The sequence below is a fragment of the Serratia sp. Nf2 genome, assembly GCF_003028435.1.
Taxonomy (GTDB): domain Bacteria; phylum Pseudomonadota; class Gammaproteobacteria; order Enterobacterales; family Enterobacteriaceae; genus Serratia; species Serratia marcescens_L.
In genome coordinates this window covers 136,648-148,722 of the sequence record NZ_PYTW01000004.1, presented here as the reverse complement: position 1 = coordinate 148,722, position 12,075 = coordinate 136,648, and the positions used below count along the sequence as shown (strand labels likewise).

General features: G+C 61.7%; 9 protein-coding genes. 6 read left to right on the top strand and 3 right to left on the bottom strand.

Going from position 1 to position 12,075, the window contains the following annotated elements:
- Positions 1-228 precede the first annotated feature (228 nt).
- The 3 genes from parC (at position 229) to ftsP (ending at position 5,031) form a co-directional block, all read left to right on the top strand.
- The gene (gene parC / locus C9411_RS10945; RefSeq protein WP_107227055.1) at positions 229-2,502 is read left to right on the top strand and encodes a DNA topoisomerase IV subunit A; all 2,274 of its coding nucleotides are present in this window, start codon (positions 229-231) and stop codon (positions 2,500-2,502) included.
- 246 nt (positions 2,503-2,748) lie between these two features.
- Entirely contained in the window at positions 2,749-3,483 is a 735-nt protein-coding gene (locus tag C9411_RS10940) for a 1-acylglycerol-3-phosphate O-acyltransferase (protein WP_063988672.1), read from the top strand.
- A gap of 132 nt (positions 3,484-3,615) precedes the next feature.
- Positions 3,616-5,031: a cell division protein FtsP gene (gene ftsP / locus C9411_RS10935; protein ID WP_107227054.1), complete on the top strand. Its 1,416-nt coding sequence runs from the start codon at positions 3,616-3,618 to the stop codon at positions 5,029-5,031.
- 17 nt (positions 5,032-5,048) lie between these two features.
- Here the strand turns inward: ftsP and C9411_RS10930 are convergent, their stop codons facing one another.
- A complete protein-coding gene (locus C9411_RS10930; protein WP_107227053.1) occupies positions 5,049-5,960 on the bottom strand; it encodes a LysR family transcriptional regulator in 912 nt (303 codons plus the stop codon).
- Between the two features lie 137 nt (positions 5,961-6,097).
- Between C9411_RS10930 and xapA the strand changes: the two genes are divergently transcribed.
- Complete coding sequence (gene xapA / locus C9411_RS10925; RefSeq protein ID WP_063988675.1) at positions 6,098-6,919, top strand: xanthosine phosphorylase; 822 nt, start codon at positions 6,098-6,100, stop codon at positions 6,917-6,919.
- 81 nt (positions 6,920-7,000) lie between these two features.
- Positions 7,001-8,251: a nucleoside permease gene (locus C9411_RS10920; RefSeq protein ID WP_107227133.1), complete on the top strand. Its 1,251-nt coding sequence runs from the start codon at positions 7,001-7,003 to the stop codon at positions 8,249-8,251.
- Between the two features lie 34 nt (positions 8,252-8,285).
- Here C9411_RS10920 and C9411_RS10915 read toward each other — a convergent pair whose 3' ends face one another.
- Both C9411_RS10915 and C9411_RS10910 read right to left on the bottom strand, forming a co-directional pair.
- Positions 8,286-9,218 carry a PfkB family carbohydrate kinase gene (locus tag C9411_RS10915; protein ID WP_107227052.1) on the bottom strand — a complete coding sequence of 311 codons (933 nt, stop codon included), beginning with the start codon at positions 9,216-9,218 and terminating at the stop codon, positions 8,286-8,288.
- Positions 9,215-10,612 (bottom strand): cytosine permease, encoded by a 1,398-nt coding sequence (locus C9411_RS10910; protein ID WP_063988678.1) that lies wholly within the window; start codon positions 10,610-10,612, stop codon positions 9,215-9,217. Before C9411_RS10910 ends, C9411_RS10915 begins: the two co-directional genes overlap by 4 nt.
- Positions 10,613-11,270: 658 nt before the next feature.
- Here C9411_RS10910 and C9411_RS10905 point away from each other — a divergent pair.
- Positions 11,271-12,005 carry a GntR family transcriptional regulator gene (locus tag C9411_RS10905; RefSeq protein ID WP_107227051.1) on the top strand — a complete coding sequence of 245 codons (735 nt, stop codon included), beginning with the start codon at positions 11,271-11,273 and terminating at the stop codon, positions 12,003-12,005.
- The last annotated feature ends 70 nt before the right edge of the window (positions 12,006-12,075 follow it).

Genomic DNA, 12,075 nt, shown 5'->3' with positions numbered 1-12,075 from the left:
GGCCAGGCAAGTAAAAACGTGATGGCAGGCACAACAGTCTTGATTCTTAATCAACAATAACGGTGGAGTTTTGCCTAAACGCCCCAGCGACAGCGCCTTCGGCCGGCGATCCTTGCGCCAACTGTGACAGCCACCCCGCAGATGGGTTACTATCGCGGGCAGAATCGACAAGCGATGCCTTATTGTCGTCCAGGGATTGCCAAGCCACGGTCTGAGGATAATTGAGTAATGAGTGATCTGACTCATGACGGTGTAGAGCGTTTACCGCTGCACACATTCACTGAAAACGCCTATTTGAACTATTCCATGTACGTCATCATGGATCGGGCGTTGCCGTACATTGGCGACGGTTTGAAGCCGGTACAACGCCGCATCATCTACGCCATGTCTGAGCTGGGGCTGAATAACAGCGCCAAATTCAAGAAATCCGCCCGTACCGTGGGCGACGTGCTGGGTAAATACCACCCGCACGGCGACAGCGCGTGTTATGAGGCCATGGTGCTGATGGCGCAGCCGTTCTCGTACCGCTATCCGCTGGTGGACGGCCAGGGGAACTGGGGGGCGCCGGACGATCCCAAGTCGTTTGCGGCGATGCGTTATACCGAATCGCGCCTCTCCAAATACGCCGAAGTGCTGCTGGCCGAGCTGGGGCAAGGCACCGTCGACTGGATCCCGAACTTTGACGGCACGCTGCAAGAGCCGAAGATGTTGCCGGCGCGTCTGCCGAACATCCTGCTGAACGGCACCACCGGCATCGCCGTCGGCATGGCGACCGACATTCCGCCGCACAACGTGCGCGAAGTCGCCGCCGCTGCGGTGGCGCTGCTCGACAAGCCGGGCGCCTCGCTCGATGACCTGCTCGAATTCGTGCAGGGGCCGGACTTCCCGACCGAAGCCGAGATCATTACCCCGCGCGACGAAATCCGCAAAATTTACCAGAGCGGCCGCGGCTCGGTGCGCATGCGCGCCGTGTGGAAGAAAGAAGACGGCAGCGCGGTGATCACCGCCTTGCCGCATCAGGTGTCTGGCGCCAAAGTACTGGAGCAGATCGCCAGCCAGATGCGCGCCAAGAAGCTGCCGATGGTCGAAGATCTGCGCGATGAATCCGACCACGAAAACCCGACGCGTCTGGTGATCGTGCCGCGCTCCAACCGCATCGATCTGGAACAGGTGATGAACCACCTGTTTGCCACCACCGATCTGGAACGCAGCTACCGCATCAACATGAATATGATCGGTCTGGATAACCGCCCGCAGGTCAAAGGGCTGGTGGAGATCCTCACCGAATGGCTGGCCTATCGTCGCGACACGGTGCGCCGCCGCCTGAACTATCGCCTCGAGAAAGTGCTGAAACGCCTGCATATCCTCGAAGGTTTGCTGGTGGCGTTCCTCAATATCGACGAGGTGATCCACATCATCCGCAGCGAGGATGAGCCGAAGCCGGTGCTGATGGAGCGTTTCGGCATCTCCGATACCCAGGCGGAAGCGATCCTCGAGCTGAAACTGCGTCACCTGGCCAAGCTGGAAGAGGTCAAGATCCGCGGTGAGCAGGATGAGCTGGCGAAAGAGCGCGATCAGCTGCAGGCGCTGCTGGCGTCCGAACGCAAGCTGAACACGCTGATTAAGAAAGAGATCCAGGCCGATGCGCAGACCTACGGCGACGATCGCCGTTCGCCGCTGACCGAGCGCGCGGAAGCCAAAGCGATGAGCGAGCACGACTTCGTGCCGTCCGAGCCGGTGACCATCGTGCTGTCGGAAATGGGCTGGGTGCGCAGCGCCAAGGGCCACGACATCGATCCGGCCGGCCTGAGCTACAAGGCCGGCGACAGCTTCCGTGGCGCGGCGCGCGGCAAGAGCAACCAACCGGTGGTGTTCATCGACTCCACCGGGCGCAGCTATGCGCTCGATCCGATGACGCTGCCTTCGGCGCGCGGGCAGGGCGAGCCGCTGACCGGCAAGCTGACGCCGCCGCCGGGCGCCACCATTGAGCAGGTGCTGATGGCGGCCGACGATCAGAAGCTGCTGATGGCGTCCGATGCCGGTTACGGCTTCGTTTGCACGTTCAACGATTTGGTAGCGCGCAACCGCGCCGGCAAGGTGATGATCACGCTGCCGGATAACGCCAGGGCGCTGCCGCCGATGGAGATCCACGGCGCAGACGACATGCTGCTGTCGATCACCGCCGCCGGGCGCATGCTGATGTTCCCGGTTGCCGATCTGCCGCAGCTGTCGAAGGGCAAAGGCAACAAGATCGTCTCGATTCCGGCAGCCCAGGCGGCGGCCGGTGAAGACAAGCTGGCCTGGCTGTTCGTGCTGCCGCCGCAGGCGTCCGTCACGCTGCACGTCGGCAAACGCAAGCTGACGCTGCGGCCGGAGGATCTGCAGAAGTTCCGTGCGGAGCGCGGTCGCAAGGGCACCCAACTGCCGCGTGGCCTGCAGCGCATCGATCGCGTCGAAGTGGATGCGCCGGTGCGGGCGTTGGGCGGCGACAGCGAAGAGTAAGCGTTGGCGTTAGCGTTAACGGGCGGTCGCAGCATGCTGTGGCCGCCTTATTTATTTTTGCTGGCGTTTATTTTCCAAATAGTTAACATTTCTGCGCATAAAATTATTGTGCGTACTGCCGGCTGGCGGGAAAATAGCGAGAAAGGCAGGCGACATCGGCGTGCTTATCGCCTGGCCGGCAAATAATGAGTAAAGGAATCTGCGCAGCGAAGTAAACTGCGTTGGCAGTGTGCTAATGAGGTTGTTATGTTATTGATTTTGCGTGCCGTTCTCGCCACTCTTTTCTGTATTCTGGTGTGTATTTTCGGTTCTGTTTATTGCTTGTTCAGCCCGCGCAATCCCCGCCATGTGGCGACCTTCGGCCATCTTTTCGGCCGCCTGTCGACGCTGTTCGGCATCAAGGTTGAAACCCGCGTGCCGGCCGATGCGGCCAACAACGGCAACTGCATCTATATCGCCAACCACCAAAATAACTACGACATGGTGACGGCCGCCAATATCGTGCAGCCGCGCACCGTGACCGTCGGTAAAAAAAGTCTGGTGTGGATCCCGTTTTTCGGCCCGCTGTATTGGCTGACCGGTAATCTGCTGATAGATCGTGATAATCGCGCCAAGGCGCACGGCACCATCGCCCAGGTGGCGGAGCAGTTCAAAAAGAAAGACATTTCGATCTGGATGTTCCCGGAAGGGACCCGCAGCCGCGGTCGCGGACTGATGCCGTTTAAAACTGGTGCCTTCCACGCGGCCATCGCCGCCGGCGTGCCGATTGTGCCGATCTGCGTATCGACCACCAGCGGTAATATAAATCTTAATCGCTGGAATAACGGTCATGTGATCGTCGAGATGTTGGCGCCGGTGGATACCAGCAAATACGGCAAAGAAAACGTGCGCGAGCTGGCGGCCCATTGCCGCGAGCTGATGGAGGCGAAGATCGCCGAATTGGACGCCGAAGTCGCCCAGCGCAACGCCGCCAAAAAATAAGAGTCTACCGGCTTCAAAGAATACGTTTTTAATTGGCGTTCAGCGCCGTTAACGCCTGAGCGCCTGCTAATCTTGATTGGCGGGCGTTTGGGTTTTGCACACGGTTTAGTTATTGCTTTTCATGGAGAAAATATGTCACTCAGTCGACGTCAGTTTTTACAGGCATCGGGCCTGGCGCTGTGCGCGAGCGCCGTGCCGCTGAGGGCAGAGGCGAGCGGAACGCAGACCCCATTACCCATCCCTCCACTGCTGGAGTCGCGCCGCGGTCAGCCGCTGTTCCTGACCCTGCAGCGCGCCCACTGGGCGTTTATGGATAACCGCAAAGCGGCGGTGTGGGGCATCAACGGCATGTATTTGGGGCCGACGGTGCGGGTTTACAGCGGTGACGACGTCAAACTGATCTACAGCAACCGCCTGCAGGAGCCGGTGGCGATGACCATCAGCGGTCTGCAGGTGCCGGGCACATTGATGGGCGGCGCGCCGCGCATGATGTCGCCCAACGTCGACTGGTCGCCGGTGCTGCCTATTCGCCAGGCGGCGGCCACCTGTTGGTATCACGCCAACACGCCGAACCGCATGGCGCCGCACGTATACAACGGGCTGGCCGGGCTGTGGCTGGTGGAGGATGCCGTCAGCAAAGCGCTGCCGCTGCCCAACCACTATGGTGTCGACGATTTCCCGCTGATCATTCAGGACAAGCGCTTCGATAACTTCGGCACGCCGCAATACGATGCGCCGTCGCAGGGCGGTTTCGTCGGCGATACGCTGTTGGTCAACGGTGTGCAAAACCCGTATGTCGAGGTGTCGCGCGGCTGGGTGCGTTTGCGTCTGCTCAACGCCTCCAACGCGCGCCGCTATACCTTGCAGCTCAGCGACGGACGACCGTTCAACGTGATCGCCAGCGATCAGGGCTTCCTGCCTGCGCCGGTCGCGGTGCAGCAGCTGTCGCTGGCGCCGGGCGAACGCCGGGAAGTGCTGATCGACATGTCGAAGGGCGAGGAGGTGACCATCACCGCCGGTGAAGCGGCGGGCATCATGGATCGCCTGCGCGGCCTGTTCGAGCCGTCGAGCATTTTGGTGTCCACCCAGGTGCTGACGCTGCGCCCGACCGGCCTGCTGCCGCTGGTGACCGACAACCTGCCGATGCGTCTGCTGGCGGATCAGCTGTTGGACGGCAGTGCCAGCCGCACCCGAGATTTCCGCCTGGGCGACGGCGGCGTCGGCATCAACGGCGCGATTTGGGACATGAACCGCATCGACGTGCAGTCGCAGCAAGGCACCTGGGAACGCTGGAACATTCATGCGGATACGCCGCAGTCGTTCCATATTCAGGGCGTGCAGTTCCTGATCAAACGCGTCAACGGCGCGCAGCCGATGGCGGAAGATCGCGGCTGGAAGGACACCGTCTGGGTCGATGGCGACGTCGAGCTGCTGGTGTATTTCAACCAACCTACCTCCGAACACTTCCCGTTCCTGTATTACAGCCAGACGCTGGAGATGGCCGATCGCGGCACCGCCGGCCAGCTGATGGTGCAGCCGACGATGTAATCTGCGCTGCGGGCCGCTTACGGCGCCCGCAGTCTCTCCAGGAAGGCCTGCACCACCGGCGTCACGCTGTCGGCGCGGTAAACCGCGTACAGATCCGCCGACGGCGCCTGTTGCAGCGAGCAAAAGCGCACGCCGGGCCACGGGATGCGGCCGTAGCTGTCCGGCAGCAGCGTAATGCCGCAGCCTTCCGCCACCAGCGCCAGTAGGGTTTGCGGCTCGTTGACCTGATAAGCGACGTCCGGCAAAAATCCCTGCTGCAGACACAGATTGTGCAGATACAGCCCCAGGCTGGCCTCGTGCGGCGGCAATACGATGAAGCTATCGTTCTGCAGCGCCGCCAGCGGGATGTTTTCCTGCTGCGCCAGCGGATGAGCGATCGGCAGCACCACGGCGATGCTTTCGCACGCCAACCGTTGGCAGGTCAACCCCGGCAGCGTCTGTTGCTGCGCCTCTCGCCAAACCCCGATATCGATATGCCGCTTTTGCAGCGCGGCGATTTGCTGGCTGGGCGTCAGCTCGTTCAACGACCAGGTGACGCCGGCGTTTTGCTCGCTGAACCGCCGCAGCGCCGCGATCAGGCCGCCCCAGGCCGACGTGCCGACCATGCCGACCACCATGTGGCCGCCTTGGCCGCGCCCCATCTGTTGCACCTGATGCAGCGCGCTGTCGGCCTGATCCAGCAGCCGCTCGACGTTGCGCAGCAGCGTGCGGCCGGCCGGCGTCAGCGTCATGGAGCGGGTGGTACGTTTGAACAGCACCACCCCGAGCTGGCTCTCCAGCTCCTTGATGTGCTTGCTGAGCGGCGGCTGTGACATATTCAGCCGCCGAGCGGCCTGGGTGAAGTTCATCTCTTCCGCTACCACGCGGAAATAGTGCAGCAGACGGAAGTTAATCCGGCCGGGATCGGGCAGGGCATGGGGCGGGTTCATCCGGGGTATTGTCTCCTTGTGACGCAGCTCAACTTATAGGTAAATGGAATAAATCGGCCGCCAAGAATGTATTGGTCTCGGCCGCGCCTCGCTCTCTACTATGGGGATTATTGTCCCCTGCTGAAAGAGAGAATACGATGTTTAATCAAGAAGATGCTTTTACCTGCGCCGATGTTGTCCGCGCACGCCTGCCGGGTTTCCAGCCGAAAGCGGCCTTGATTCTCGGCTCCGGGCTCGGCGCCCTGGCGGAGGTGATGACCGAAACCGTCACCATCGACTACGCGGAGCTGCCGGGCTTCCCGGTGAGCGGCGTCGCCGGCCATGCCGGGCAACTGGTCGCCGGCAAGCTGGAAGGCGTGCCGGTATTGTGCATGAAAGGGCGCGGTCATTTCTATGAAGGGCGCGGCATGCAGGTGATGACCACCGCGGTGCGCACCTTCAAACTGCTTGGCTGCGAATTCCTGCTGGCGACCAACGCCGCCGGTTCGCTGCGCCGCTCGGTGGCGCCGGGCAGCCTGGTGGCCATTACCGATCACATCAACTTCATGCCGGAATCGCCGCTGGTCGGCGCCAACGACGAGCGCTTCGGGCCGCGCTTCTTCAGCCTGGCGAACGCCTACGATCGCGATCTGCGCGTCCAGTTGGCGGCGGTGGCCGAAAGCGCGGGCATCCCGCTGGCGGAAGGGGTATTCGCCGCCTACACCGGGCCGAATTTCGAAACGCCGGCGGAGATCCGCATGATGCAGACCCTGGGCTGCGACGTGGTGGGCATGTCGATCGTGCCGGAAGTCCTGACGGCGCGCCACTGCGGCCTCAAGGTGCTGGTGGTGTCCGCGATGACCAACTACGCCGAAGGGCTGTCGGATACGCCGCTCTCCCATGAACAAACGCTCAGCTGCGCGGCGCTGGCGGCGGACGATTTCATGCGCCTGATCCGCGAGCTGTTCAAAACGCTGTAATAGCGCAAGCAAACCGGCGGCGGGCTGCAGGGGGCCTGCCGCACCAATCATCGTTGAAAGCATAATAACAAGGTGATGGCGATGGCGATAAAAACACGATTGAAAGTCATGATTTTCCTGCAGTTCTTTATCTGGGGCGCCTGGTTGGTGACGCTGGGCTCCTACATGATCAACACGCTGCATTTCAGCGGTATGCAGGTGGGGATGGTTTACAGCGCCAAAGGCATCGCTGCGCTGATCATGCCGGGGCTGGCGGGCATCATCGCCGATCGGTGGATGAAGGCCAACTCTCTGTATGCGCTTTGCCACCTGTTCGGAGCGCTGGCGCTGTACTGCGCGGCGCAGGTCGAGCAACCGATGCTGATGTTCTGGGTGATGCTGTTCAACGCGATGGTCTATATGCCGACCATCGCGCTCTCCAACGCCATTTCCTATTTTTGCCTCGAGAAGCACGGCTTTGACACGGTGAAGGACTTTCCGCCGGTGCGGGTGTACGGCACGGTGGGGTTCATTCTGGCGATGTGGCTGGTCGGTTTCAGCCAAATCGAGCTCAGCAATCTGCAGCTGTACCTGGCTTCTGGGGCGTCGCTGCTGCTGTCCGCTTATTCGCTGACGCTGCCACGCTGTCCGACCAACCGCGCGGCCGAGTCGAAGAGCTGGGTGAGTGTGCTGGGGCTGGATGCGCTGGTGCTGTTCCGCCAGCGGCGCATGGCGCTGTTTTTCCTGTTCGCCATGTTGCTTGGCGCGGCGCTGCAGATAACCAATACCTTCGGCAACCCGTTCCTGCACGATCTGTCGCTCAACCCGCTGTATCAGGACAGCCTCAGCGTCCGGTATCCGGCGGTGCTGCTGTCGTTGTCGCAGATCTCCGAAGTGTTCTTTATCCTCACCATTCCCTTCTTCCTGCGCCGTTACGGCATCAAGCAGGTGATGCTGATCAGCATGGCGGCCTGGACGCTGCGCTTCCTGTTCCTGGCCTATGGCACGCCGGTTGGCTTTGGTTTCGTTCTGCTGCTGTTGTCGATGATCGTCTACGGCTGCGCCTTCGACTTCTTCAATATCTCCGGCGCCATCTTCGTCGAGAAAGAGGCCGATCACCGTATCCGCGCCAGCGCGCAGGGGCTGTTCATGACTATGGTGAACGGTTTGGGCGCCTATCTGGGGGCGCTTGCCAGCGGCGAGGTGGTGGACTTCTTCAGCCATGATGGCGTGAAAGACTGGCAGAGCATCTGGCTGGTGTTTGCACTGTATACGCTGGTGCTGGGGATCGTGTTCGCGTTGAGCTTCAACTATCGCCACCCGCCGCAGGAGAGCGCGGCGGCGGCGCAGTAAGGCAGAAGGCGCCGCGTGACGGCGCCTTGAAACGTCAGGCCTGCGGGAAGCGCTGTTGCAACTGCGGCCGGTCCGGCGGATTGGCGGCCCCGAGGCTGGCCACCACGCAAGCGGCGACCCGGTTGGCCAGATCGACCGCCTGCGGCAGCGGCCAGCCGGCAGACAGGCCCGCCAGCAAACCGGCGCAGTGGGCATCGCCCGCGCCGATGGTGTCGACGACGTCTACCGGATAAGCAGGAACGTGCAGCGGCGGCGTGCGGCCGTCGCAGATCCACGCACCATCGCGATCCAGACGGCAGATCAGCGTCAGGTTACGGGCAGCGGCATAGCGCTGCGCGGCCTCCACGGCGTCGCCGGCGCCGCACAGCGCGGCCACTTCGTCGCGGTTGAGCGTCAGCAGAGTGTGGCTGTCGCTGAGCATGGTGAAGAAATCTTCGCTGAGCTGGGCGATGCGCGGGCCAGGATCGATCAGACGCGGCTGATCGAACGGCATGCGCGTCAGCCACTCGCGCAGCGCTTCGCCGCTTTCGCCCGCCAGCTCGTAGCCGCTGGCGTAGATCAGAGTGTGTTCCGTCAGCGGCAGCGTCGCCAGCTGCGCTTTATTCCATTGGCTTTCGCAACCGGAAACCGTGATGAAGGTGCGTTCACCGTTCGGCTCCACCAGCGCCAGGCACCAGCCGTTGTCCATCTGGCCGTGGCGCAACAGCACCTCCAGCCCCAGTTCGCCCATGGCGGCTTCGACAGCAGCGCCCCATTCGCCGTTGCCAACCGGCATGCCGTTAATCACCGGCGTTTCCAGGCGCACCAGCGCGCGCGCCACGTTGAACGCGCAGCCGCCGATTTGCCGCGCCTGCGGCTGGGCTTCGATATCTTCGCCGCTGGTCGGCAGGCGCGGCAGCGTCATCACCAGATCGCCGACCGCGCCCCCAATAACCAGGACAGGTGTTACAGCTTCCCACTCACTCATTGATGTTCTCTGCGTTGGGTCAGGTACAGACCGTAAGCGATCAGACTCACCGCGAACGACACAAACAGCCCCAGGCTGGAATCGGCGAACAAGCCTTTGGCCAGCGGGCCGTCGATAAAACCGGTTTTGGTGACCAGCAGGCCGCACAGGGCGCCGAGGAACCAGCAGAACAGCGGGGCTTTGCGCACGCCGCGGTTCTGGCCATGCAGGCCGTACAAAGCGTTGCCATCATACCCGTGGCGGCGGCGCAGGCACAGGTAATCGAGTAGGAAAATCGCCTCCCAGGCCGCCAGGAAGACGCCGCAGAACACCAGGAAGGAGATGAACGGCCCCATGAAATCGCCGGAGATGAACAGCACATACAGGGCGATGCCCAGCACCACCACCGCGTCGAACGACACCGCCAGCCACTGTTTGACCTGCACGCCGATGGTCAACAGATTAAGGCTGGCGGAATACAGGCTTAGCACCGCGATGGTGACGATGCCGGCGGTGGCGGCCAGCAGATAAGGGATCGCCATCCAGGCGGGCAGCACCGAGCCTATCAGCGCGATGGGGTTGGCGGCGCTGGCCAGATCGGGCAGCTGCACGGAAAGCAGAATACCGGCCAGCATCAGCAGCATCAGCGGCAAACAGGCGCCGCCCATCACCGCGGCGAAAATGCTTTTGCTCGATGAGCTCGGGCTTTGATAGCGGCTGTAATCGGCGCCGGCGATCGCCCAACTGATGCCGGTGCCGGCGGCGATCACCGATACCGCAGGCAGGAAGCCGGTCAACCAACTGCCGGAAGGCAGCGCCAGCACCTGGCTCCACTCGGTGTTGAACAGGATATAGAGCACCACGATCAGCGTCATGGTGCCGAAGATGCGGCTGAACCAACTTTGCATCCAGACCACGGTATTCTGCCCCAGCAGGCTGACGACGACAGTGAGCCCGCCGAACAGCAGCAGGCTGAGCGCGGTCAGCAGGTGGCTGGTTCCCAGTCCGAAGGCCTCGAACAGCGCCGCCAGCGTCAGGGTACCGGTGATCACGTTGACCGCTTCCCAGCCCATCAGGTTGATCCAACTGAACAGGGTGGGTGCCACGTTGCCCTTCAGGCCGAAAATCACCCGCGAGAGCGTCAGCGTAGAGGTGCGCCCGCGCTTGCCGGCGAAGCTGGTGAGGCCGACCAGCACGAAGCTGGCGACGCCGACCAGCGCGGCGAGCACCGATTGCAGGAAGGATAAGCCGAAGCCGACGATAATGGCGCCGTACACCACGCCGAGAATGCCGATATTGGCCGCCGACCAGATCCAAAACAGCTCGATGGGCTTGCCGGTCTGTTCCGCGTCCGGCACCCGATCGATACCGGTGCTTTCTACCTTCCATGCTTCATTGCGATTGATATCGGTCATAGCAAATGATCCCTGTTGCGCAGGGCCGCGAGGGCCGCCGCAGTTGACTGAAAATCGATTCCGTTGGCGCGGTTGACGCCGGCTATTCCGTTGTCGGTGAAGACGCCAATTCCGCGCAGTGTGTAGCGGCTGATCCCGCCGGGTCTGTCAAAGTAAGGGCGGTATCCGCCTTATCGAGTGAGGCACGTCGGCCGCACGGCGCCAATGAGTGTAGTCAAAGAGTGGATCTGCAGCGGGGTTAGGCGAAGCGGGAACGTTTCTATTTGCCGACATCGATCTGTTTCGCCCACCGCGATGGGATCCTGTGATGTGGCTATGAGCAGTGAGCAAGCTATCCATTAGCTACGTTGCTTATTATCGGCCGGTTTTGCTGGCAGTATATGCCCGCTGCCGGCCTTCAAGGGCATCCTTTAGGGCTGGCAGCGGGTTTTTTATTGTTTTTAAAGTGGGTCCCTGGTGTTGGTGCGATTGATGTATCAACATCAATAAGCACAGATTACGCGCGATCTAGATCCAATGAAAGTCCATTAGGCAAAAATTGTGATGCCACTCTGAAAACATTAGCGATATTTTAGTTAAGGTGAGGAGCTTATTGCCGGAGCGGCGATAGGATAAAAAACGAAATCCAGACAAATGGCATAGGTAAGAGGGCGGGCGAATGACGGATTTTATGGCCTGGCTGCGTGGCCATCTGGCGCAGGGGGCGGTAGCGCCGCGTTATATTCAGCTGGCGACGGCGATAGAAACCGCAATCAGGCAGCAGGTGTTGGCGGCCGAGGCGTTCTTGCCGCCCGAACGGCAGATGGCGGAAGGCCTGGCGCTGTCGCGCGTCACCGTCAGCAAGGCGATGAAGCTGCTGGAGGAGAAGGGGCTGATTTCGCGGCAGCAGGGCGTTGGCACCCGCGTGGCGATGCGCATCGGCTATTCCCTCGATAAGGACAGCGGTTTCACCGCTCAGGCGCTGCGCCACGGCAGCAGCGTCAGCAACCGATGGCTGCTGCGCACCCGGGTCGGCGCGCCGGCCAAGGCCGCGGCGGCGCTGGGGCTGGCGGTGGGGGATGAGGTGATCAAACTGCGGCGTTTGCGCTTGCTGAACGGCAGCCCGGTCTCGCTGGAAACCACCTATATTCCGCCGCGCTTCCTGCCCGAACCGGGGCAGCTGGAGCATTCGCTGTATGCGTTATGGCAATCGCGCGGCATCGTGCCCGAAGATAAACACTTTCTGTTGAAGGCGGTATCCTGCAGCGACGAGGTCGCCGAGCTGCTCAACGTGCCGTGCGGCGCGCCGCTGTTGCACATCACCCAAACCAGCCGCAACGCCCAGGGTGAGGCGCTGGAGTTCAGCGATATCTTGTGCCGCAGCGACGTTTATGAATTCGAAGTGAACGGTTAGCGAAATAACCATGCTCTTTTTGCAGCTAGTGCGTATAATCGCCGCCCGGCGATTAATTAACCTGTAAAAA